16 protein-coding genes are annotated in these 22,637 nt (G+C 65.3%); 7 read left to right on the top strand and 9 right to left on the bottom strand.

The features are described from left to right. Positions 1–757: 757 nt before the first annotated feature. The 3 genes from AAFN46_RS10010 to AAFN46_RS10000 form a co-directional block, all read right to left on the bottom strand. Entirely contained in the window at positions 758–2,521 is a 1,764-nt protein-coding gene (locus tag AAFN46_RS10010) for a DUF262 domain-containing protein (protein WP_347808537.1), read from the bottom strand. 151 nt (positions 2,522–2,672) lie between these two features. After that, positions 2,673–3,920 carry a ribonucleotide-diphosphate reductase subunit beta gene (locus AAFN46_RS10005; protein WP_347808536.1) on the bottom strand — a complete coding sequence of 416 codons (1,248 nt, stop codon included), beginning with the start codon at positions 3,918–3,920 and terminating at the stop codon, positions 2,673–2,675. A 386-nt stretch (positions 3,921–4,306) separates the two neighbouring features. Next, positions 4,307–7,186 carry a ribonucleoside-diphosphate reductase subunit alpha gene (locus AAFN46_RS10000; protein ID WP_347808535.1) on the bottom strand — a complete coding sequence of 960 codons (2,880 nt, stop codon included), beginning with the start codon at positions 7,184–7,186 and terminating at the stop codon, positions 4,307–4,309. Between the two features lie 729 nt (positions 7,187–7,915). Here AAFN46_RS10000 and AAFN46_RS09995 point away from each other — a divergent pair. From AAFN46_RS09995 to AAFN46_RS09985, 3 genes are all read left to right on the top strand, one after another. Further along, positions 7,916–8,635: a response regulator gene (locus tag AAFN46_RS09995; RefSeq protein ID WP_347808534.1), complete on the top strand. Its 720-nt coding sequence runs from the start codon at positions 7,916–7,918 to the stop codon at positions 8,633–8,635. Next, complete coding sequence (locus AAFN46_RS09990; RefSeq protein WP_347808533.1) at positions 8,632–10,248, top strand: ATP-binding protein; 1,617 nt, start codon at positions 8,632–8,634, stop codon at positions 10,246–10,248. Before AAFN46_RS09995 ends, AAFN46_RS09990 begins: the two co-directional genes overlap by 4 nt. Positions 10,249–10,393: 145 nt before the next feature. Further along, on the top strand, positions 10,394–11,416 hold the full coding sequence (locus AAFN46_RS09985; RefSeq protein ID WP_347808532.1) for an alpha/beta hydrolase: 1,023 nt from the start codon (positions 10,394–10,396) through the stop codon (positions 11,414–11,416). Positions 11,417–11,484: 68 nt separating this feature from the next. On the opposite strand, the gene glpD is transcribed toward AAFN46_RS09985, so the two are convergent. Both glpD and AAFN46_RS09975 read right to left on the bottom strand, forming a co-directional pair. Next, positions 11,485–13,008 carry a glycerol-3-phosphate dehydrogenase gene (gene glpD / locus AAFN46_RS09980; protein ID WP_347808531.1) on the bottom strand — a complete coding sequence of 508 codons (1,524 nt, stop codon included), beginning with the start codon at positions 13,006–13,008 and terminating at the stop codon, positions 11,485–11,487. Between the two features lie 283 nt (positions 13,009–13,291). Next, a complete protein-coding gene (locus AAFN46_RS09975; protein ID WP_347808530.1) occupies positions 13,292–14,050 on the bottom strand; it encodes a DeoR family transcriptional regulator in 759 nt (252 codons plus the stop codon). 104 nt (positions 14,051–14,154) lie between these two features. On the opposite strand from AAFN46_RS09975, the gene ybaK reads away from it, so the two are divergent. From ybaK to AAFN46_RS09960, 3 genes are all read left to right on the top strand, one after another. Further along, positions 14,155–14,625 carry a Cys-tRNA(Pro) deacylase gene (ybaK, locus tag AAFN46_RS09970; protein WP_347808529.1) on the top strand — a complete coding sequence of 157 codons (471 nt, stop codon included), beginning with the start codon at positions 14,155–14,157 and terminating at the stop codon, positions 14,623–14,625. 69 nt (positions 14,626–14,694) lie between these two features. Further along, positions 14,695–16,182 carry a glycerol kinase GlpK gene (gene glpK / locus AAFN46_RS09965; protein WP_347808528.1) on the top strand — a complete coding sequence of 496 codons (1,488 nt, stop codon included), beginning with the start codon at positions 14,695–14,697 and terminating at the stop codon, positions 16,180–16,182. A 40-nt stretch (positions 16,183–16,222) separates the two neighbouring features. Further along, positions 16,223–16,996: a transporter substrate-binding domain-containing protein gene (locus AAFN46_RS09960; protein WP_347808527.1), complete on the top strand. Its 774-nt coding sequence runs from the start codon at positions 16,223–16,225 to the stop codon at positions 16,994–16,996. An 8-nt stretch (positions 16,997–17,004) separates the two neighbouring features. On the opposite strand, the gene AAFN46_RS09955 is transcribed toward AAFN46_RS09960, so the two are convergent. Together AAFN46_RS09955 and AAFN46_RS09950 are read right to left on the bottom strand one after the other, a co-directional pair. Next, positions 17,005–17,784 (bottom strand): type IV pili methyl-accepting chemotaxis transducer N-terminal domain-containing protein, encoded by a 780-nt coding sequence (locus AAFN46_RS09955; RefSeq protein WP_347808526.1) that lies wholly within the window; start codon positions 17,782–17,784, stop codon positions 17,005–17,007. Between the two features lie 44 nt (positions 17,785–17,828). Further along, positions 17,829–19,124, bottom strand: a complete 1,296-nt coding sequence (locus AAFN46_RS09950) for a hypothetical protein (protein ID WP_347808525.1) — start codon at positions 19,122–19,124, stop codon at positions 17,829–17,831. Positions 19,125–19,457: 333 nt separating this feature from the next. Between AAFN46_RS09950 and AAFN46_RS09945 the strand changes: the two genes are divergently transcribed. Continuing rightward, the gene (locus AAFN46_RS09945) at positions 19,458–20,237 is read left to right on the top strand and encodes a PhzF family phenazine biosynthesis protein (protein WP_347808524.1); all 780 of its coding nucleotides are present in this window, start codon (positions 19,458–19,460) and stop codon (positions 20,235–20,237) included. A 253-nt stretch (positions 20,238–20,490) separates the two neighbouring features. Here AAFN46_RS09945 and AAFN46_RS09940 read toward each other — a convergent pair whose 3' ends face one another. Together AAFN46_RS09940 and argF are read right to left on the bottom strand one after the other, a co-directional pair. After that, entirely contained in the window at positions 20,491–21,594 is a 1,104-nt protein-coding gene (locus tag AAFN46_RS09940) for an ABC transporter ATP-binding protein (protein WP_347808523.1), read from the bottom strand. After that, the gene (gene argF / locus AAFN46_RS09935) at positions 21,591–22,511 is read right to left on the bottom strand and encodes an ornithine carbamoyltransferase (protein WP_347808522.1); all 921 of its coding nucleotides are present in this window, start codon (positions 22,509–22,511) and stop codon (positions 21,591–21,593) included. Before argF ends, AAFN46_RS09940 begins: the two co-directional genes overlap by 4 nt. Positions 22,512–22,637: the final 126 nt, after the last annotated feature.

Genomic DNA, 22,637 nt, shown 5'->3' with positions numbered 1-22,637 from the left:
GGCAAAAGTAACCAAAAGCGCTTGCCCCCGACATCCGGCCCCGCCTGCGGCGGGGTTCCCTCACTCCATCATTGCTCCAGGGGCCGGCGTACAAGGGCCGTCCTGGCCCTTTACGCCTCTCGCCGCATCCATGCGGCTCGCTCCCTTCCACAACGATTGCGTTCGGCCTCCTGAAGGGGGCGGGGGAGTTGCCTGAAAGTTCGGTGTCTTTCCCAAAGGAATGAGAGAGCCCTGACTGTAGGAGCGAGCTCTGCTCGCGAAGCTTTCTGCGGGGTCAAATTCGCGAGCAGAGCTCGCTCCTACGGAGTCAGCGAAGCCAAGAAAAACCACCAAGCAACTCGGAGCCCGAGTCCCCGTCAGTAGGCCGAGTGGAGGTGTTGCGCAGGGGGACGCGAGGCAGGACGCCGAGCGAGGAGCGATGGGACAGGGACGTCCCATCGTGACGGCCCCCGGAGCGGCACCGGAAGGAGGGAAGTCTGGCGGCGCAGCCGCCAGACCCGGATGTCGGGGGGCCCTTCTCTTTGGTTACTTTCTCTTGGGCACGCAAGAGAAAGTGACTCGCCGTAAGGGCGAAAGGGGAGAATTCGTTCAGCGTATTAGCTAAGAAAATAAATCTGTCCCCAATATCCGCGGATGTCGGGGTGCCCTTCTCTTTGGTTACTTTCTCTTGGGCAAACAAGAGAAAGTGACTCGCCGTAAGGGCGAAAGGGGAAATCTCATTCAGGGCATTGGTTTAGAAAAATAAATCAGTCCCCTTCTAATTTTTGAAGCGTGCTGCTATTGCTTGGGTCGCTCTAAATCCCTCGACTTTTATAGTTGAAGAGCCTTCTCGTGTGTATACGGTATCCGCGATGTCGGACACATCTTGTTGTACAGGAATCCAAATGCAGATTATCGAGTTTCCGCGATAGTCAATGCAGTCAATTGTTCCGAGTATTGCGGATCGAAGAGGTTCGCTCAGTCTTGATTTAGAGAAGTGTTCAACGATTTTTCTTTTGTAACCCTCTATATCGAGCTTTGTGTGTGGTAGCTCTCTTTCAATGCCGACAACATATCTGCTGCCTACTCGGAGAGCCTCAACTTTATCAAGCTCAAGTATTCTGTCCGCTTGCTGTACGTCATCCGCCACCCCGATGAATATTGCGCCGGATGAGTCGGGGCCTGCGTTTGCAATTCCGCAGGCTGTCTCAACTAGTCTATCCAGTAGCCCTTCGTTCAACGTTCGGTTTGCGTCTAATGAAACCAACCCTTGTTTGCACTCATAAGTCGCTGTTTCTATTTTGGAACGACGAAGAGCATTCTCGAAACGAATAGCAAGGCCGGCACCTTGCTGGGCAATACCAGGTCGTTGTTCTTCAAAGTAACGCTGGATTAGTCCTTTTGTTACTGCAATATTTTGTGTCCTTGGGATGGAGCGAATTTGTCCAGCGGCAACGTGTAAGCGGCCTTGGAGGTTTTGCAGTGCCGCCATTATGCCAGCGCTGTCAAACGGAGATTTTCCTTCCTTAAAGCAAAGCTCGTAAAACGCCATGAAGACTGCATAGAATCCGGTTTTAATTGGGTTGGCGCCTGCTTCGGGGTGAATGGTGCGACGCAAGGCGTTTGGTGCGCTGTCTATGAACTCGATGGTTTCTCTGATTACAGAGATTGTAGTGATAATTGCGTTCTTAAGGGCATCTGCACCATATGCGTGTATTCTTGCGTTTATTGACCGGAAGGCTTCGGTGTCGGGAGAGTAATATTCATCTAGTGCTGAACCACTAAATCCAAAAGGTTCATCCTCTAGGATGGATATTGCTAGATCGGCAATAAACTGTTCGTCCTCTGCCTCTCTTAGTTGATTTTTTCTTAATACTCCCTGCTTGCACCAGAATGTATTCTCTGCGTGAACTCCATAGGAAAGATCATCCCCGTTTATATCTATGCTGATCTCTGGCATTGCAGAGAGGTTTAAGAAGTTTGCGGATGCGTCACCTCTGAGTTCGGCTGCTACTTCTCTAATGAAGTTGGCGAATGGAGAAATTATGCCTGCTTGCCGCTTTTCTTGTGCGCTTAATTGGCGGCCATATGCATTGATTCGGCCGAATACTTCGTTAACCGCGTTGGGGTCGACGGCCGGGAATTCAGTTACGGCAAAGGTGTACTCTAAAAGGCGAGCGCAGGAGTCGTCATCTAATAGGTTTTCTTGATTTTGGTGAGCGGTTATTTGCCCGCGCTCAGCAAGTTGCTTTGCTCGTGCTAGTTGCTCTACGTTGAAGTATTTGTCATTAGAGCTAAATATGTTTTCAATGTAAGAAAATACAGCATTTAAGCGCTGCATTCCGTCAATTATTTCGTATGTCTTATTTCCTTCTTCGTCGGTGTTTGTTGCAAGAAGGATTAAAGGTATTGGATAGCCTTGGAGAATGCTGTCGATTAGTTTTCTCTTTTCGTCAGTGGTCCAAACTAGCTTTCTTTGGTATTGCCGATTAACTATAAAGTTTCCGTCGGTATACTCTCGATAAGCTTCTTGGATACTCATCCCTCTTGGCGTTACGCTCATGGTTCCCTCAACATCGAAATTAAAGAAAAAGCCCCGCACTAGGCGGGGCTTTTAGTTTCTCTCGCTACCCCGAACATCCATTCTCAGGCAAAGCGCTTTCTAATCTGTCCTAACGGTCTAGACCCAGGCATCAATCCCAGCTCAACGCACCACCAGTCTGATACTCGATCACGCGAGTCTCGAAGAAGTTCTTCTCCTTCTTCAGGTCCATGATCTCGCTCATCCACGGGAACGGGTTGCTCGCCCCCGGATATTCCTCTTTCAGACCGATCTGCGTCAGACGACGGTTGGCGATGAACTTGAGGTAGTCCTCCATCATCGCCGCGTTCATGCCCAGCACGCCGCGCGGCATGGTGTCACGCGCGTATTCGATCTCCAGCTGGGTACCCTGCAGGATCATCTGGGTCGCTTCGTCCTTCATCTGCGCGTCCCACAGATGCGGGTTCTCGATCTTGATCTGGTTGATCATGTCGATGCCGAAGTTCAGGTGCATGGACTCGTCGCGCAGGATGTACTGGAACTGCTCGGCGGTGCCGGTCATCTTGTTGCGGCGGCCCATGGAGAGGATCTGGGTGAAGCCGCAGTAGAAGAAGATGCCTTCCAGTACGCAGTAGTAGGCGATCAGGTTGCGCAGGAACTGGCGGTCGGTTTCCGGGGTGCCGGTTTCGAAGCGCGGGTCGGAGATCGAGCGGGTGTATTTCAGGCCCCAGGAGGCCTTCTTCGCCACGCTGGGGATCTCGTGGTACATGTTGAAGATCTCGCCTTCATCCATGCCGAGGGACTCGATGCAGTACTGGTAGGCGTGGGTGTGGATCGCTTCCTCGAAGGCCTGGCGCAGGATGTACTGGCGGCACTCGGGGTTGGTGATCAGGCGGTACACGGCCAGCACCAGGTTGTTGGCCACCAGGCTGTCGGCGGTGGAGAAGAAGCCCAGCGAACGCTTGACGATGCGGCGCTCGTCTTCGGAGAGGCCGTCCTTGCTCTTCCACAGGGCAATGTCGGCGTTCATGTTCACTTCCTGCGGCATCCAGTGGTTGGCGCAACCATCCAGATACTTTTGCCAGGCCCAGTCGTACTTGAACGGCACGAGCTGGTTGAGGTCGGCGCGGGCGTTGATCATCTGCTTGTCGCCGACGTGTACGCGGGCGGCGGAGCCTTCCAGATCGTCCAGACCTTCCTGGATATCCAGGTCATTGAGCGCTTTTTTAGCGCGGGCCACGGCGTCGGAGTCGTCGGCCGATACGGCGCGGGCCTGCTCGACGGAGCCGGCGGCGTCGTCGTCCAGTTGATCGGCCGCGGCGCCGACTACGGCGGCTGCGGCTTTGGCGGGGGCCGCTTCGGCGGCGTCTTCCTTATCGAATTCGTCCCAGCTGAGCATGGTGGTCTCCTGCTTGGTGCTTACGGCCACAAATTGGCGGCCTGTATGAATGTCCAGTGATTCTGATTATGTTCCGTTGCGGTGTGCACGCAAGGGTCAAACGCTGCCACCCGACTGGTGGCGCCCAGGCCCGCGTGGGCGGGCGAGGGGAGGGCTGGCGCTGGGCCGGGGTCCCTCACCCCTGGCCCCTCTCCCGGGGGGAGAGGGGAAGCAAGCGGTTCGAGTGGCTTGTGGCTTCTTGCTGTTACCAGGCCACTCGGTGCGAGCGGTTTGCAGAGCGAGGCAGCGCTAGGCGCCCGGTAGGGTGGAGCCCCTGAGCGTGCTGTAGCACGTGATGGGGCCGCCCTGCCGGGCAACAACGTGAAGTCCGCTCTGCGGGCCGCGACTTATTGGCACGCTTCGCAGTCGGGGTTGTCGATGGAGCACGCCTTCGGCACCGGAGCCGGGCCGGCCGGGGCGGCGAAGCTGCCCTCGTCGATCGCACCACTGGACACGGCGTTGAGCTTGCCGGTGTTGATGGTGGATTTCTCGGTGCTGGTGGCGGCCAGGGCACGGAGGTAGTAGGTGGTTTTCAGGCCACGGTACCAGGCCATGCGGTAGGTCACGTCCAGCTTCTTGCCCGATGCGCCGGCGATGTACAGGTTCAGCGACTGCGCCTGGTCGATCCACTTCTGGCGGCGGCTGGCGGCGTCGACTATCCACTTGGTTTCCACTTCGAACGCGGTGGCGTACAGGTCCTTGAGGTCCTGCGGGATGCGCTCGATCTGCTGCACGGAACCGTCGTAGTACTTCAGGTCGTTGACCATGACGCTGTCCCACAGGCCGCGGTTCTTCAGGTCGCGTACCAGGTAGGGGTTGATCACGGTGAACTCGCCGGAGAGGTTCGATTTCACGTACAGGTTCTGGTAGGTCGGCTCGATCGACTGCGACACGCCGATGATGTTGGAGATGGTCGCGGTCGGCGCGATGGCCATGATGTTGGAGTTGCGGATGCCCTTCTTCACGCGCTCGCGCACCGGCGCCCAGTCCAGCGACTCGGACAGGTCGACGTCGATGTACTTCGCACCGCGCGCCTCGATCAGGATCTGCTGGGAGTCCAGCGGCAGGATGCCCTTGGACCACAGCGAACCTTCGAAGGTGCTGTAGCTGCCGCGCTCTTCGGCCAGGTCACAGGAAGCCTGGATGGCGTAGTAGCTGATCGCTTCCATCGACTTGTCGGCGAACTCGATGGCCGCCTCCGAGCCGTAGGCGATGTGCTGCAGGTACAGGGCGTCCTGGAAGCCCATCAGGCCGAGGCCGACCGGGCGGTGCTTGAGGTTGGAGTTGCGCGCCTGCGGAACCGAGTAGTAGTTGATGTCGATGACGTTATCGAGCATGCGCACGGCGGTCTTCACGGTGCGGCCGAGTTTCTCGGTGTCCAGCTTGCCGTCGACGATGTGGTTGACCAGGTTGATCGAGCCCAGGTTGCAGACGGCGATCTCGTCGGCGTTGGTGTTCAGGGTGATCTCGGTGCACAGGTTGGAGCTGTGCACCACGCCCACGTGCTGCTGCGGGCTGCGCAGGTTGCACGGGTCCTTGAAGGTCAGCCAGGGGTGGCCGGTCTCGAACAGCATGGACAGCATCTTGCGCCACAGGTCCTTGGCGGCGATGGTCTTGTACACCTTGATCTTGCCGTAGCCGGCCAGGGCTTCGTAGTACTCGTAGCGCTCTTCGAAGGCCTTGCCGGTGAGGTCGTGCAGGTCCGGCACTTCGCTCGGCGAGAACAGGGTCCACTGGCCGTCGTCGAACACGCGCTTCATGAACAGGTCGGGAATCCAGTTCGCGGTGTTCATGTCGTGGGTGCGGCGGCGGTCGTCACCGGTGTTCTTGCGCAGTTCGAGGAATTCCTCGATGTCCAGGTGCCAGGTCTCCAGGTAGGCGCACACGGCGCCCTTGCGCTTGCCGCCCTGGTTCACCGCCACGGCGGTGTCGTTGACCACTTTGAGGAAGGGCACGACGCCCTGGGATTTGCCGTTGGTGCCCTTGATGTAGGAGCCCAGCGCGCGCACCGGGGTCCAGTCATTGCCCAGGCCGCCGGCGAATTTGCTCAGCATGGCGTTGTCGTGGATGGCCTGGTAGATGCCCGACAGGTCGTCCGGCACTGTGGTCAGGTAGCAGGACGACAGCTGCGGGCGCAGGGTACCGGAGTTGAACAGGGTCGGGGTCGACGCCATGTAGTCGAACGAGGACAGCAGGTTGTAGAACTCGATGGCGCGCTCTTCTTTTTTCGGTTCTTCAATCGCGAGCCCCATCGCTACGCGCATAAAGAACACCTGCGGCAGTTCGAAGCGGATGCCGTCCTTGTGGATGAAGTAGCGGTCGTACAGGGTCTGCAGGCCCAGGTAGGTGAACTGTTGGTCGCGCTCGTGTTCCAGGGCCGCGCCCAGCTTGGCCAGGTCGTAGCTCTTCAGCTTGGGATCGAGCAGTTCGAACTCGACGCCCTTCTCGACATAGGCCGGCAGGGCCTTGGCGTACAACTCGGCCATCTCATGGTGGGTGGCGCTGCTGGCGATGCCGAGGAAGCCCAGGGCCTCGGCGCGGATGTTGTCCATCAGCAGGCGGGCGGTGACGTAGGAGTAGTTCGGCTCGCGCTCGACCAGGGTGCGCGCGGTCATCACCAGGGCGGTGTTGACGTCCTTCTCGGCCACGCCGTCGTACAGGTTCTTCAGGGTCTCGGACTCGATCAGCGCGCCGTCGACTTCGGCCAGGCCCTCGCAGGCCTCGCGGATGATGGTCTGCAGGCGGCCCATGTCGAGCGGCTGCACGCTGCCGTCGGCCAGGGTCACGCGGATGCTCGGGTGCGGCTGGGCCACTTCGGCGCTGCCGGCCTTGCGCTTGGCGGCCTGGGCTTCGCGGTAGATCACGTAGTCGCGGGCGACCTTCTGCTCGCCGGCGCGCATCAGGGCCAGTTCGACCTGGTCCTGGATCTCCTCGATATGGATGGTGCCGCCGGAGGGCATGCGCCGCTTGAAGGTGGCGGTGACCTGCTCGGTCAGGCGCGCGACGGTCTCATGGATGCGCGACGAGGCGGCGGCGGTGCCGCCTTCAACTGCGAGAAAGGCCTTGGTGATGGCCACGGTGATCTTGTCGTCGGTGTAAGGCACCACGGTGCCGTTACGCTTGATCACACGCAGCTGGCCGGGCGCGGTGGCGGCCAGGCCCTGGCTGCTGTCGCCGGCCTGCGGCGCCACGGCCTGCGGGTTCTCGCGAGTTGTGTCGATCTGCATGGGGGTCTCCCGTCTCCATTTATTAGTAGGGCGTCGGCAGGCGGGGAGGGTTCCGCCTGACCAACGGCCACAGCTTTTCTGTTCAAAACCGGCCGCATAGCGAAGCCGCCAGAGGCTCCGGAATGCGGGTATTACTGCTACAACGGGGTGGAGGCGTGGACTCAAATGCCTCCATGGCCCAAGTCAAACATCACGGTCTATGCAAGACCGCGACCACAATACCTAGTGGTAGGTGTCGCCAGGACACGTACCGCTGGCGGCCTGGGGCGATCACCATTTTGCCCGTGGCCGGAGACCGACGGCAGGTGCCGGTCCGGTGGAACTGGTGCTGCGACAAACCGGGGGAGGCCGACGAAAGGGCCATCACGACATTGATTCTTCTTAGTGTCCGGCAGTCTGGCCAAAACCCAACATATAGTGGCTTGGCGTTGTGGGGGTACAAGATAATGCGCTACCTGGCGCAATGCAAGGCGACTTGCCTGGGATATCCTGTGGATAAATTGTGGGTGTTTTGTGTGTGAAAAAGGCGGGGGCGGCGCAGGCCGCATCATTGCTGGGACCTGCCGTTCGTCGCCCTCGCTCGGTGCGCGAGCGGCTGGAAAAAGACCGCCTCGGGCGAGGGGTTAACCACAACATATAGTGTTGTGCCTGTCCAGTGGCGCGGGCTGTGCGGCGGCGGCGCGGTTGCTAGAATGCCGACCCCGCCGACGAGGCGGCTGAGGAGTGGATGTGGAACGACAAGCGCAGATCCTGATCGTCGAGGACGACCAACGCCTGGCGGAGCTGACCCGCGAATATCTGCAGGCCAACGGCCTGGCCGTGGCCATCGAGGCCGACGGCGCCCAGGCCGCGGCGCGTATCCTCAGGGAGCAGCCGGACCTGGTGGTGCTCGACCTGATGCTGCCCGGCGAGGATGGCCTGTCCATCTGCCGCAAGGTGCGCGGCCAGTATGCCGGGCCGATCCTGATGCTCACCGCGCGCACCGACGACATGGACGAGGTGCTCGGCCTGGAGATGGGCGCCGACGACTATGTGTGCAAGCCGGTGCGCCCGCGCGTGCTGCTGGCGCGCGTGCGCGCCCTGCTGCGGCGCAAGGAGGGCGGGGCCGAGGCGCCGCTGGAGCCGCAACGGCGCCTGGAGTTCGGCCCGCTGGCGATCGACAGCGCCATGCGCGAGGCCTGGCTGCGCGGCGAGAGCATCGAGCTGACCAGCGCCGAGTTCGACCTGCTCTGGCTGTTGGCGGCCAATGCCGGGCGCATCCTCTCGCGCGAGGAGATCTTCGCCTCCCTGCGCGGCATCGAATACGACGGCCAGGACCGCTCCATCGACGTGCGCATCTCGCGCATTCGGCCGAAGATCGGCGATGACCCGATGCATCCGCGCCTGATCAAGACGGTGCGCAGCAAGGGCTACCTGTTCGTCGCCGAGGCGGCCAGCGCGCTGCAATGAACACCATTTTCCTGCGCATTTACGGCGGCATCATCGCCGCCCTGGTGCTGGTCGCCCTGCTCGGCGTGGGCGCCCTGCAGCTGTCCAACGAGGTGCGCAGCGACCAGTACCGCGAGCAGCTGGCGCGCGGCACCTTCCGCCTGATGGCCGACACCCTGCAGCCGATGGCCGAGGTCGACCGGCGTCGCGCGCTGGTCACTTGGAGCCGTTTGCTCGGCGTGCCGCTTGAGCTGCGGCCGCTGTCCGCCGCGTCGCTCGATGGCCGCTCGCGCGGTCGCCTGCTGCGCGGCCAGGTGTTGGTTGAGCAGACCGGGCCGCACGCGGCGCGGGTCTACGCGCTGGTCAGCGCGGCCGAGAAGCTGGTGCTGAGCACCGAGGTGGAGCAGGTCAGCGAGCAGCTGGCGCGCGCCACCGTGTATCTGGTGATGGACGAGCTGGTGCGCCAGCCCATCGCCGAGCAACCCAAGCGGCTGAAGGCGCTGAAGGAGGAGAAGCAGTTCGGCTTCGACCTGCGCCTGGCCACCCTGGAGAAGCTCGACCTGGACGAGGACCAGCAGCGCCGGGTGGAGGAAGGCGACACCGTGCTGGCGCTGGGCAAGGGCGGCGACTCGATCCGGGTGATCGCCGGCATGGTCGGCACGCCCTGGGTGCTGGAGGTCGGCCCCATCTATCAGATGAATCCCTATCCGACCGAGCTGCTGGTGCTGATCGGCGCCCTCGGCCTGAGCCTCACCGGGTTGATCCTCTATCTGCTGGTGCGCCGCCTGGAGCGCCGCCTGCAGGCCCTGGAGAACGCCGCCGCGCTGATCGCCAGCGGCCGCCTGGAGGCGCGCGCGCCGACCCAGGGCGCCGACTCGGTGGGGCGCCTGGCGAGCACCTTCAACGCCATGGCCGAGCAGCTGCAGCGCCTGCTCAGCGTGCAGCGCGAGATGGTCCGCGCGGTGTCCCACGAGCTGCGCACGCCGGTGGCGCGCCTGCGCTTCGGCCTGGAAATGATCGCCGATGCCGACGGCGACGAGGCGCGGCGCAAGTACATGGACGGCATGGACGGCGATATCCAGGAGCTGGACAAGCTGGTCGACGAGATGCTGGTCTACGCTCGCCTGGAACAGGGCTCGCCGGAGCTGAACTACCGGCGGGTCGACCTGCGCGAGCTGCTCGATCAGGTGATCGGCGAGCTGGCGCCGCTGCGCCCGGCCATTCGTGTCGAGCGCGGCCAGTGCCGCGACGCGCCCGAGGGCGGCGCCCTGGTCGAGGCCGAGCCGCGCTACCTGCACCGCGCCCTGCAGAACCTGCTGAGCAACGCCCTGCGCCACGCCGAATCGCGGGTGCGGCTGAGCTACCAGATCGGCCACAAGCGCTGCCGCATCGATATCGAGGACGACGGCCCCGGCGTGCCGGAGGAGGCCTGGGAGCGGGTGTTCACGCCCTTCCTGCGCCTGGACGACAGCCGCACCCGCGCCTCCGGCGGGCATGGCCTGGGCTTGTCCATCGTGCGGCGAATCATCTACTGGCACGCCGGCCGGGCCCATGTCGGGCGCAGCGCCAGGCTCGGCGGCGCGCAGTTCAGCCTGGTCTGGCCACGCCGCCAGGAGGCGGCGAGCCAGGCCTGACGGACGGCCGATGCACGGGCGGCCGAGGCGGGCGAGTCACTACCGTTCGGCTGCCTTCATCAAATTGTCATCGAACTGTGGCAGCGCCCGCGAACGAACATCCGCAGACTCGCGATTCACTGGGGTTTTGCGTTTCGGATGTTGCATGCGAGTTCTACTCTTCCTTGCCGCGCTGCTGTGCGGCCTGCCGACCTTTGCCGCGAGCCGCTGTGAGGCTCGGGTGCCGACCGAGCTCGTGCGGGTCGGCGAGGTGCGCCTGGCCTATCAGAGCATCGGCCGCGTCGAGGACCCGGCGCTGCTGCTGGTCATGGGCCTCGGCGGGCAGCTGATCCACTGGCCCGACGAGGTGGTGAGCAGCCTGTGCCAGCAGGGCTTCCGGGTGATCCGCTTTGACAACCGCGATGTCGGCCTGTCGTCCTGGGTCGGCGCGGCGCCGCAGCCGGACCTGGGCTACCAGCTGCTGCGCTATCGCCTGGGGCTGGCGGTGCAGGCGCCCTACAGCCTGCGTGGCATGGCCGGCGATGCCCTGGGCCTGATGGACGAGCTGGGCGTGCGGCGCTTCCATGTGCTGGGCGCCAGCATGGGCGGGATGATCGCCCAGCACCTGGCGGATATGGCGCCACAGCGGGTGCAGAGCCTGACCCTGCTGATGACCAGTTCCAGTGCGCCGGGCCTGCCGGCACCGGATGCGCGCCTGCTGCAGCGCCTGGCCCAGCGCGAGGCTCCGGATCGGGAGGCGGCCATCGCGCAGCAGGCCGATCTGCTGGCGGCGCTGGGCAGCCCGCGCCTGCCCAGCGAGCGCCAGCAGCTGCTGGACGAGGCGCGTCGGGGCTACGACCGGGCGCACAACCCCCAGGGCGTGCAGCGGCAGATCCTGGCGATCCTGGCCGAGCCGAGCCGGGTCGAGCTGCTCGATCGCCTGCGCGCGCCGACCCTGGTGGTGCACGGCACCGCCGATCCGCTGCTGCCGGCGATGCATGGCGTGCACGTGGCCGCGCATATCAAGGGCAGCGAGCTGAAGCTGATTTCGGGGCTGGCCCACCGCTTCCAGCCGGCGTTCAAGGAGCCGCTGCTGGCCGCGGTGCTGCCCTATCTGCGCGAGCGGCGCATGAGCGATGCGCAGCTGGCGCAGGGCGGCGAGGAGGAGGGCGGGCGCTCGCGGTTGTAGCTGTGGGAGCGAGCTCTGCTCGCGAATGACCTCCGCTTGAAGCCTTCGCGAGCAGGGCGTGTGCGCCATTACACGGCTACGACATTGGCCGGGGCCTGGTTCAGATAGTCCCTGAGTCGGGCCTGCTGACCGGTCGTCATGAACAGCCCCAGTTTGGTTCGCCGCCAGAGGATGTCTTCGGCGCTCATGGCCCATTCCTCGCGGCGCAGATAGTTCACCTCGCGGGTGTACAGGCCGGCGCCCAGGTGTTCGCCGAGTTCCTCCTGATGATGCACGCCATCGAGCAGGCGCCAGGTGCGGCTGCCGTAGGTGCTGGCCCAGCGCCGCGCCAGTTCGCGGTCGAGCCAGCCGAAGCGGGCGATCAGCTTGTCCACTAGGGCCTCGCGGCTGTCCATGTTCTCGCCGCCGGGCAGCGGTGCCTTGGCCGTCCAGGCCGGGCACAGGTGCGGAAAGTGCGGGGCGAGCAGAGCCAGGGCCGATTCGGCCAGCTTGCGGTAGGTGGTCAGCTTGCCGCCGAACACCGACAGCAGCGGCGCCTCGCCCGGCGCGCCGGCCAGCACCAGGGTGTAGTCGCGGGTGATGGCCGAGGGCTGGTCGGACTCGTCGTCGCACAGCGGGCGTACGCCGGAGTAGGTGTGCAGGATGTCGCTGCGTTGCAGCTGCTTCTTGAAGTGGGCGTTGACCACGCCGAGCAGGTAGTCGGTCTCCGCATCGCTGATCTGCACCCGGGCCGGATCGCCGCGGTATTCGCGGTCGGTGGTGCCGATCAGGCTGAAACGCTCCAGCCAGGGGATGACGAAGACGATGCGCTGGTCCTCGTTCTGCAGGATATAGGCCTGCTCCTGGTCGTGCAGGCGCGGCACCACGATGTGGCTGCCCTGGATCAGGCGAATGCCGTAGGGCGTCTTCTGCTTCAGGTCGTCCTGCAGGAAGCGCGCGACCCAGGGGCCGGCGGCGTTGACCAGGGCGCGCGCGCGGATGGAGAACAGGCTGCCGTCGGCGCGCTCCAGATGCAGGTGCCACAGGCCCTTGCTGCGCCGCGCGCTGACGCAGCGGGTGCGGGTGTGGATGTGCGCGTGGCGCTCGCGCGCGGCCATGGCGTTGAGCACCACCAGGCGGGCGTCGTCCACCCAGCAGTCGGAGTACTCGAAACCGCGGCCGATCTCCGCCTTGAGCGGGCTGCCGGCGCCGAAGCGCAGGCCGTGCGAGCCCGGCAGCTTCTCGCGCTTGCCCAGGTGGTCGTAGAGGAACAGGCCGGCGCGGATCATCCAGGCCGGGCGCAGATGCGGGCGATGCGGCAGGATGAAACGCATAGGCTTGACGATATGCGGCGCCTTGGCCAGCAGCACCTCGCGCTCGGCCAGGGCCTCGCGCACCAGGCGGAACTCGTAATGTTCGAGATAGCGCAGGCCGCCGTGGATCAGCTTGCTGCTGGCCGAGGAGGTGTGCTGGGCCAGGTCGTCGCGTTCGCAGAGGAACACCGAGAGGCCGCGGCCGGCTGCGTCGGCGGCGATACCGACGCCGTTGATGCCGCCGCCGACCACGGCCAGGTCATAGATTTCGGCGATGGGGGCTGTCTGGCTGAGCGACATGGCGAGGGACCGTCTTGTTTGTAATGTGAACGTGGAAATGTTCGATATCGAAAATAGCCTAGCCGAGATTTTGCGCTTTCGCCAGCCCGAGAAGCGCTCGGACGTCGGAAATGGGGATGCTGAGCAGAAAGCTCCCCTCTCCCGCTCGCGGGAGAGGGGCTGGGGGAGAGGGCGGGCGCCGCTACCGCCCTCCCATCAATGGGAGAGGGAACGCTGGCCTGTAGCCCGGATGCAATCCGGGAAGCAGGCAGCTCCGATCCCGGATTGCATCCGGGCTACAGGGTCAAACCAGATGCAACTGGATCTTGCGCTCGTTGAGCAGGTGGAGCAGCGGCGGGGCGGGTGGGGCATCGGTGTAGAGGTGATCGACCAGGGCGATGGAGCCCAGGCGCACCACGGCGTTGCGGCCGAACTTGCTGGAGTCGGCGGCCAGCAGCACCTGGCGGGCGTTGTCGATGATCGCCTGGGCCACCCGCACTTCCTGGTAGTCGAAGTCCAGCAGGCTGCCGTCCTCGTCGATGCCGCTGATGCCGATCACGGCGAAGTCGACCTTGAACTGGGCGATGAAGTCCGCCGCCGCCTGGCCCACCACGCCGCCGTCGCTGCGCACGCTGCCGCCGGCCACCAGCACCTCGAAGTCGGCCTTGTCGGCCAGGGTGGCGGCCACGTGCAGGTTGTTGGTGATCACCTTGAGGTGCTTGTGCCCGAGCAGGGCGCGGGCGACGGCCTCGGTGCTGGTGCCGATGCCGACGAACAGCGAGGCGTGGTCGGGAATGCTCGCGGAGATGGCCTCGGCGATGCGCTGCTTCTCGTCGCGCATCTGCCCGGCGCGCATGGCGTAGGCGGTGTTTTGGATGCTCGATGCCTCGCTCGCCGCTCCGCCGTGGGTGCGCCGCAGCAGGCCCTGCTCGGCCAGCTGGTTGATGTCGCGGCGGATGGTCTGCGGGGTGACGGCGAAGGCCTGGGCCAGTTCGTCGATGCTCACGTAGCCGCGTTCGCGGGCGCGTTCGAGAATGCTCTGCTGGCGGGGCGGGAGGCTCATGGGCTGTCCTTTGTGATGACGCGGCGCATTATAGCGGGGAGCTGTCGAGCGACGGCTTTTCCGTTAAGGTAGGCGTCTTCGTCAGAGGATTTTCATATTCGAACATGACTCCCGCCATCGATCTGCTGAAAAAGGCCAAGGCCGAGCACCGGGTGCACAGTTACCAGCACGACCCCAAGGCCGCCTCCTATGGGCTGGAGGCCGCGGAAAAGCTCGGCCTGGAGCCGGCACGAGTGTTCAAGACGCTGCTCGCCACCACCGACAAGGGCGAGCTGCTGGTGGCCGTGGTGCCGGTGGCCGGCACCCTCGACCTCAAGGCCCTGGCCCAGGCGGCCGGGGCCAAGAAGGCCGACATGGCCGACCCGCAGCAGGCCCAGCGCAGCACCGGCTATCTGGTCGGCGGCATCAGCCCGCTGGGGCAGAAGAAGCGCCTGCGCACCTTCATCGACGAGAGTGCCCTGCAGTACCCGAGCATCCACGTCAGCGCCGGCCGTCGAGGCCTGGAGCTGGAGTTGGCGGCCGAGGTGCTGGCCCGGCACACCCAGGGCAGCTTCGCCGCCATAGGGCGGGAATGATCGGCTCCCTCACCCCAGCCCTCTCCCGGGGGGAGAGGGGGATCAACGCATAACAACAAGGAAACGCGCATGTCCCACTACTTGCTTGCCATCGACCAGGGCACCACCAGTTCCCGTGCCATCGTCTTCAGTGCCCAGGGCCTGCCACTGGTCAGTGCCCAACGCGAGTTCAAGCAGTATTTTCCCAAGGACGGCTGGGTCGAGCACGACGCCGAGGAGATCTGGCTGAGCACCCTGGAGGTCTGCCGCCAGGCCCTGGCCGGCAAGGGCCTGAAGGCCGAGGAGGTGCGCGCCATCGGCATCACCAACCAGCGCGAGACCACCATCGTCTGGGATGCCGCGACCGGCGCGCCGATCCACCCGGCCATCGTCTGGCAGGACCGGCGCACCGCCGACTACTGCGCCGGGCTCAAGGCCGCCGGCCACGAGGCCGCCGTGACGGAGAAGACCGGCCTGCTGATCGATCCCTATTTCTCCGCCACCAAGCTGCGCTGGGTGCTCGACAACGTGCCCGGTGCCCGCGCGCGTGCCGAGCGTGGCGAGCTGCGCTTCGGCACCGTCGACTGCTTCCTGCTGTGGCGCCTGACCGGCGGCAAGGCGCACCGCACCGACGCCAGCAACGCCTCGCGCACCCTGCTGTTCAATATCCATAGCCAGCAGTGGGACGAGGAGCTGCTCGAACTGTTCGGCATTCCGCGCAGCCTGCTGCCGGAGGTGCTCGATTGCGCCGCCGACTTCGGCAGCACCGAACCCGCGCTGCTCGGCGCCAGCATCCCGGTGCTGGGCATGGCCGGCGACCAGCAGGCCGCGCTGATCGGCCAGGCCTGCTTTCAGCCCGGCATGGTCAAGAGCACCTATGGCACCGGCTGCTTCATGATCCAGAACACCGGCGACGTGCCGGTGGTGTCGCAGAACCGTCTGCTCACCACCGTGGGCTATCGCCTGAATGGCAAGGTCACCTATGCGGTGGAGGGCAGCATCTTCGTCGCCGGCGCCGCCGTGCAGTGGCTGCGCGACGGCATCAAGCTGATCGACCATGCGCGCGACAGCGAGGCCCTGGCCGAGCAGACCGGCGATGCCTGCGGCGTGTACCTGGTGCCGGCCTTCACCGGGCTCGGCGCGCCCTACTGGGACCCCAAGGCGCGCGGCGCCATCTTCGGCCTGACCCGCGACACTGGGATCAAGGAGATCGTCACCGCCGGCCTGCAGTCGGTCTGCTATCAGACCCGCGACCTGCTCGAGGCCATGCACCGCGACGGCGCCGCCGAGCCCAGCGCGCTGCGGGTGGACGGTGGCATGGTGGTGAACAACTGGGTCATGCAGTTCCTCGCCGACATCCTCGGCGTGCCGGTGGAGCGCCCGGAGGTGACCGAGACCACCGCTCTCGGCGTGGCCTACCTGGCCGGCCTGCAGGCCGGGCTGTACCGCGACCTGGACGAGATCGCCGGCCACTGGCATCGCCAGCGCAGCTTCGCCCCGCGCATGGCCGAGGGCCATCGCAGCAAGCTCTATGCCGGCTGGCTGGATGCGGTGCAGAGGGTGCGCAGCGAGGCCTGAGGGTGGTACAACGGGCCTGACCCTGGTTCGAGGTGAGCGCATGGAGTTTGCCGTGAAGGCATTGTGTCGTGTCCTTGCCCTGCTGCTGATCGCCCCGGTTCTGGTCGCGCGCGGCGAGACGCTGGTGATCGCCGCCGATGTCTGGTGCCCGATCAACTGCCAGCCCGGCTCGCAGCGACCGGGCATCTTCGTCGAGCTGGCGCGCGAGATCTTCGCCGAGCACGGCATCGACGTGCGCTACGAGGCGCGCAACTGGGCGCGGGTGCTGCAGGAGGTGCGCCGCGGCGAGACCAACGCGGCCATCGGTGCCGGCCGCGAGGATGCGCCGGACTTCCTCTTCACCGCCACACCTGTGGCCCTGTCGCGCAACTGCTTCTATACCCGTCACGACTCCGCCTGGCGCTATACCGGCATCGAGTCGCTGGCGACCGTGCGCCTGGGCGTGATCAACGACTACAGCTACGGCAAAGAGCTCGATGCCTACATCGAGGAGCGCCGGGGGCGCCGTGGCCGGGTGCTGGTGGCCTCCGGCGACAATGCCCTGCATCTCAATCTGAGCAAGCTCAGGCGCGGCCGCATCGACACGCTGATCGAGAACAGCTGGGTGGTCCAGGCGCGCCTGGCCGCGCTCGGCCGCGTCGGCGAGCTGCGCGAGGCCGGCTGTCGCGAGCCGGACGTGCCCATCTATCTGGCCTTCTCTCCGGCCCGGGCGGACAGCCCGCGCTATGTCGAGCTGTTCGAGCGGGGCCTGCAGCGCTTCCGCGCCGACGGCCGCCTGCGGGCGTTGCTGCAGGCCTACGGCGTGCAGGAGTAGCCGCGCCGCTAGGAGCCCTGGCGCATCACCTGCTCATAGGCGCCGGTCAGCTCGTGCATCTGCCACAGCAGGGTCTCGGTGGTGGTGGCGATCACCGTCGGCACATATTGCGCGTCGGCGGACAGGCGAAAGCCGGCGCGGGCGAAGCGCCACTGGGCCTCGACCCGGTGCAGCGCCGTGGCGATCTGCGCGGTGTTCTGCCTGGCGCCCTGCAGTTCGCGCAGGGCCGCTTCGAATTCCTCGGTGGCCTGCTGCAGCTGCTGTTCCAGGCCTTCGACCGGCAGGCGCCAGCTCAGCGCCAGATAGAGCTTGGCGATGCGCTGGCTGAGCATACGCTGGCGCCCGCTGCGATTGACCAGGCGGGCGTCGGCGCTGCCGGTATGGGCCTCGATCCGCCGCACCAGATCCTCGCTCTGCGCCAGCAGCCGGTCGCTGAGGCGCAGCAGCTCCACCGCCCGTTCGCGCGTGGGCCGGCTCAGGGCCAGCTCGCGGTAGTGCTGCCAGCTCTGCCCGACCTGCGCCAGGGCGGCCTCGATCTGTGGCGTGGGGGCGTACTCGGCGAGCGCCTGATAGTTGCTCTCGAAGCGCGCCACGCTCTGATCCAGCTGCTCGATGGCCAGCTCGCTGCGCACCTCGGCGCCGATCATCAGGTAACTCTTGGCGATGCGCTGGCTGAGCATGCGCTGCATGCCGGACAGGTTCATCGCCTCGGCATCGCCGATGGCCGCCAAGGCGGGCGGGCAGAGCAGGGCGCAGGCGAGGGCGAGCGTCACAAGTCGCTTCAACATGAGACCTCCGAAGGCGCGCGGCGGGGCCGCGCGCCGTTAGCCGGTTAGTAGGTGTATTGCAGCTGCAGCCAGAACTTGTCGGTGTCGATGTTGGCTACATTGCCTCGCAGTAGCGGGGTGTCGTCGTCAGCGCGATAGCTGGCGTACTTGACCAGCGCGACCAGTCCCGGTACGGCCGGGATGGGGTGGCCGTAGGAGAGGTCGAACTCGTCGCCATAGCTGTCACCGCCTCGCTCGGCATTGAAGTCGTGGTACCAGGCTTGCAGCTGGCCGCCCCACAGTGGCGCGGTGACACCGACGTAGGCGTCTTCGATGCCGTCGGCCGGGGTGGTGAGGAACACGTCGGCCCAGCCCTGGAAGGCGTGCTTGGTGGCCAACGGAGTCTGGAAGGCGCGGTTACCGGTGCCGCCATCACCGCCCAGCACTTCGTAGCCGCCCTTGAATACCATGCCTTTCCAGTTGTAACCGAGTTCGGCCAGGTAGTAGTCGCTGTCCAGGTCCTGTGGATTGTCGGCGTAGTCGCTCTGCTGGGCATACTCGGCGACCAGGCTGACCGGGCCGATGGCGGCATTGGCGCGCAGGCCGTTGGTGCGGCTGGACAGACTGCCCAACGCGGCAGTCCTGGTCACGGCGATGTTGTCCAGACCGAGCAGGTAGCTGTAGCCGGTCAGGGTCAGTTGCGGGGCGCCGCGACGATCGCGCAGGAGAATGTACTGGGCATTGAACAGGTGGCTGTGGCCTTCGATGTTGGCCGGGTTGAGCTTGGTGTCGAAGCGGTTGTCGCCCGGGCCGAAGATGGTGTTGACGTTGTCGATGTAGCTGTAGGTCAGGGTCATGCCGGTGATCGGCTTGAGCTGACCGAGCACTCCGTCGAAGGTCTGTTCGTTCTGCCGCCAGGCCACGCCGCCGACGAAGCGCTGGTTGTCCAGAAGGATGCGCTGGCGACCCAGCACGGCGTTGCCCTTCTTGAAGTCATAGCGCAGCAGCGCCTGGTTGATCTCGCTGCCATCCGGGTCGGCCACTACGGCGAAATCGCTCTGACCGTTGCGGGTGCTGTTGTAGGTGGCATCGCCAATGCGGCTGACATTGTCGGCCTCGACCAGTGCGGAAAGGCCGTACCACTTGCCGCTCTGCAGGCTGATGCGGGTGCGGACGGTCTGGGCGTTGGCGTTGTTCTGGTTTTGGTTGTCCGGATCGACGTGCTCATAACGGTAGCGAACATCGAGGGTAGCCTTGCCGCGATCGACCAGATTAGCGATGTCCTCGGCGGCGAAGGCGTTCTGGCCGAGGCTGGCGCAGACGACGGCGAGGGACAGCAGGGACGGTTTCATCATGCTCATAGCGGTCTCCAATAACGCAAAAAAAACGCCACGGCGCCGGGCTCGGGAGGAGCGGCTTCCGTGACGTCGTTGTCGGTTGAGTGGCAGACACGCCGTTGTGCTGACCGGAGCCGGCCTAAGCAGGCGGCGTGCCAGGATTGCCAAGTGACTGATTTATGATGAATTAATGACCTCTTAGAGATTTTCGCGATTAATCTGCTGCACCGCGCTCGCTCGCCGTGCCTTCGGACAGTGCAGCTGTAACGGCGCAAAACCCCTGCACTGTACCGGGTGCCCGGCGCCTGGGCGCGGCATGCTGCCAAACCATCCCCAGCCCCTCGGAGCCCCGTCGCCATGCCGCTCGAATTCCACCAGATCGATGCCTTCACCGACCGTCCCTTCGCCGGCAACCCGGCTGTGGTCTATCGCCTGCAGGCCTGGCTGGACGAGGCCCTGATGCAGCGTATCGCCGCCGAGCACAACCAGGCCGAGACCGCCTTCTGCGTGCGCGAGGGGGCGGGCTGGCGCATCCGCTGGTTCACTCCGAGCTGCGAGGTGCCGCTGTGCGGCCACGCCACCCTGGCCACGGCCCATGCCCTGTTCGAGCTGTACGGCGAGCCGGGCGAGCGCCTGGACTTCGTCTGCCAGTCCGGCGCGCTGGCGGTGAGCCGCGAGGCGGGGCGGCTGGTGCTGGACTTCCCGACCATGCGCCTGGAGCCGGCGGATATGAGTGCCGAGGTCGCCCGAGTGCTCGGCCAGGAGGTGCTGGAGGTGCGGGTCGGCAAGGAACTGCTGGCGCTGCTGCCGTCGGAGCAGGCGGTGCGCGATTGCGCTCCGGACCTCAAGGCCCTGGCGCAGCTGCCGGGCCTGGGCGTGATAGTCACGGCGCCGGGCCGCGAGCACGACTTCGTCTCGCGCTACTTCGCCCCGGGCATCGGCATCGACGAAGACCCGGTCACCGGCGCCACCCACTGCATCCTCGCGCCGTACTGGGCGGCGCGCCTGGACAAGAGCGAGCTGCGCGCGCGGCAGTGCTCGGCGCGTGGCGGCGAGCTGCACTGCACGCTGGCCGGGGAGCGGGTGAAGATCGCCGGCCAGGCGGTGCTGGTGGCCAGCGGCACACTGTTTATCTGAGGCGCGGCTTTCCCTCACCCCGGCCCTCTCCCAAGGGGAGAGGGAGCAAGACCACCTCGTCGCCATCTCCCGGGGGAGGCAGAGCAGGATCGCTTTGTGGGGCAGGCGGAGCAGGCCACCTTATCCCCCTCTCCCTCCGGGAGAGGGGCTAGGGGTGAGGGAGATACGTCATCGGGGCGTAGGCTGGGTAGAGCGCAGCGAAACCCGGCAACCAGGCGCCACCAAGCGCCTCTGCCTGCGCGCCCCGACGTGCCTAGTTGCTGCTGTAGCGACGCACGCCGGAGTCGCCGAGGTTGACCTGGGCGGCCACGCTGCCCGGCGCGGCGAACACCACCAGATGGTCGGCGGCGATGCGGATGCCCACCTGCTGACCCGGCTGGTGATCGGCGTGGCTGGGGAAGATGGCCTCCAGCTGGCTGCCGGTGGGCAGCTGCAGGCGGTACAGGGTGGCGGCGCCGAGGAAGGTTTTGCCGACTATCTGCGCGCGCAGCTCGCCGTCCGGCGCCGGCACTATGTCGTCCGGGCGCAGCAGCACGTCCACCGCGCTGCCCGGCGCCAGGGTATAGGCGCGGTTGCCACGGATCACGCCCAGTTCGGTCTGCACCGTGTCGGGGCTGAGCAGCTGGCCGCGGATGAAGTAGCCCTGGCCGACGAAGCTGGCGACGAAGGGCGTCAGCGGCTCGTGGTAGAGGTTGAAGGGCGTGTCCCACTGCTCCAGCCGACCTTCGCGGAATACGCCGACGTGATCGCTGACGGCGAAGGCTTCCTCCTGGTCGTGGGTGACCAGGATGGCGCTGGTGCCGCGCACCTTGAGGATGTCGCGCACCTCAAAGCTGAGGCGCCGGCGCAGCTCGCCGTCGAGGTTGGAGAAGGGCTCGTCGAGCAGCAGCAGCTGCGGTTCCGGCGCCAGCGCGCGGGCCAGGGCAACGCGCTGCTGCTGGCCGCCGGACAGCTCGTGGGGGAAGCGCTTGCCCAGGTGGGTCAGCTTGACCAGCTCCAGCAGCTCGGCGGTGATGCGCGCGCACTCGGGGTGCTTGCGGATGCCGAAGGCGACGTTGTCCGCCACGCTGAGGTGGGGGAACAGGGCGTAGTCCTGGAACACCATGCCGATGCGGCGTTTCTCCGGCGCCAGGGTGAAGCCGGCGCGGGAGATCACCTGGCCGGCCAGTTCGATCTCGCCTTCCTGCACCGGTTCGAAGCCGGCGATGGCGCGCAGGGTGGTGGTCTTGCCGCAGCCGGAGGGGCCGAGCAGGCAACCGATGTCGCCGGCGTTCAGGTGCAGGTCGAGCGACTGCACAATGCGGTGGCCCTGGTAGCCGCAGGCCACCCCGCGCAGCGATAGCAGCAGTTGGCTCATGCGTCGTGCAGACCCGGGGCGACCAGCATCTCCAGCAGCGCCTTCTGCGCGTGCAGGCGGTTCTCGGCCTGCTGCCAGGCCAGCGAACGCGGATCGTCGAGCAGGTCCGCGCTGATCTCCTCGCCGCGGTGGGCGGGCAGGCAGTGCAGGAAGATCACGCTCGGGTCGGCGGCGTCCAGCAGGGCGCGGTTGACCTGGTAGGGGGCGAACAGCTTGAGGCGCTCGGCGCTCTCGTCTTCCTGGCCCATGGAGGCCCACACGTCGGTGCTGACCAGGTGGGCGCCGGCCACCGCCTGTTGCGGATCGCGAACGATGCGCACCCGTTCGCCGGCGGCTTGGATGAATTCGGCCTTGGGCTCGTAGCCCTCGGGGCAGGCGATGCGCAGCTGGAAGTCGAACTGCTGCGCCGCCTCGATGTAGCTGTTGCACATGTTGTTGCCGTCGCCGATCCAGGCCACGGTCTTGCCCTTGATGCTGCCGCGCGCCTCCGCGAAGGTCTGCATGTCGGCCAGCAGCTGGCAGGGGTGCAGGTCGTCGGACAGGCCGTTGATCACCGGCACCGCGCTGTTGGCGGCGAACTCGGTGAGGGTGCTGTGGGCGAAGGTGCGGATCATCACCGCGTCGAGCATGCTCGACATGACGATGGCGGTGTCGCCGATCGGCTCGCCACGGCCCAGCTGGGTGTCGCGCGGGGAGAGGAAGATGGCCTGGCCGCCGAGCTGGATCATGCCGGCCTCGAAGGACAGGCGGGTACGGGTCGAGGCCTTCTCGAAGATCATGCCCAGCACCCGGCCCTTCAGCGGCTCGTGGGCGATGCCACGCTTACGCAGGTCTTTCAGCTCGATGGCTCGACGGATCAGGCCGCCGAGCTGCTGCGGGCTGTAGTCCATCAACGAGAGAAAGTGCCTGGCGCTCATCTTGTTCACTACCTTAATTTCGACTGCCGTCGCGGCCCCGATTTTTCCGGGGAAAAGCCTTCCACACAGCGGCTGGAGCCGCGCGGGGGCGACGAATGGGGAAGGCGCGATCTTATAAGCAAAGGA

Source organism: Pseudomonas sp. CAU 1711, assembly GCF_039888625.1.
Classification (GTDB): Bacteria; Pseudomonadota; Gammaproteobacteria; order Pseudomonadales; family Pseudomonadaceae; genus Aquipseudomonas.
The sequence above is the reverse complement of the archived record's forward strand: the minus strand, read 5'-3'. Positions and strand labels throughout refer to the sequence as shown.

Bases quoted from the DNA above. Each gene is read 5' to 3' on its own strand.
- AAFN46_RS09940 (WP_347808523.1), bottom strand. From the start codon at position 21,594: ATGAGCCAACTGCTGCTATCGCTGCGCGGGGTGGCCTGCGGCTACCAG.
- AAFN46_RS09955 (WP_347808526.1), bottom strand. From the start codon at position 17,784: ATGTTGAAGCGACTTGTGACGCTCGCCCTCGCCTGCGCCCTGCTCTGC.
- AAFN46_RS09985 (WP_347808532.1), top strand. From the start codon at position 10,394: ATGCGAGTTCTACTCTTCCTTGCCGCGCTGCTGTGCGGCCTGCCGACC.
- glpK (WP_347808528.1), top strand. From the start codon at position 14,695: ATGTCCCACTACTTGCTTGCCATCGACCAGGGCACCACCAGTTCCCGT.
- AAFN46_RS09945 (WP_347808524.1), top strand. From the start codon at position 19,458: ATGCCGCTCGAATTCCACCAGATCGATGCCTTCACCGACCGTCCCTTC.
- AAFN46_RS09960 (WP_347808527.1), top strand. From the start codon at position 16,223: ATGGAGTTTGCCGTGAAGGCATTGTGTCGTGTCCTTGCCCTGCTGCTG.
- AAFN46_RS09975 (WP_347808530.1), bottom strand. From the start codon at position 14,050: ATGAGCCTCCCGCCCCGCCAGCAGAGCATTCTCGAACGCGCCCGCGAA.
- AAFN46_RS10000 (WP_347808535.1), bottom strand. From the start codon at position 7,186: ATGCAGATCGACACAACTCGCGAGAACCCGCAGGCCGTGGCGCCGCAG.
- ybaK (WP_347808529.1), top strand. From the start codon at position 14,155: ATGACTCCCGCCATCGATCTGCTGAAAAAGGCCAAGGCCGAGCACCGG.
- AAFN46_RS10005 (WP_347808536.1), bottom strand. From the start codon at position 3,920: ATGCTCAGCTGGGACGAATTCGATAAGGAAGACGCCGCCGAAGCGGCC.
- AAFN46_RS09990 (WP_347808533.1), top strand. From the start codon at position 8,632: ATGAACACCATTTTCCTGCGCATTTACGGCGGCATCATCGCCGCCCTG.
- AAFN46_RS10010 (WP_347808537.1), bottom strand. From the start codon at position 2,521: ATGAGTATCCAAGAAGCTTATCGAGAGTATACCGACGGAAACTTTATA.
- AAFN46_RS09950 (WP_347808525.1), bottom strand. From the start codon at position 19,124: ATGAGCATGATGAAACCGTCCCTGCTGTCCCTCGCCGTCGTCTGCGCC.
- argF (WP_347808522.1), bottom strand. From the start codon at position 22,511: ATGAGCGCCAGGCACTTTCTCTCGTTGATGGACTACAGCCCGCAGCAG.
- glpD (WP_347808531.1), bottom strand. From the start codon at position 13,008: ATGTCGCTCAGCCAGACAGCCCCCATCGCCGAAATCTATGACCTGGCC.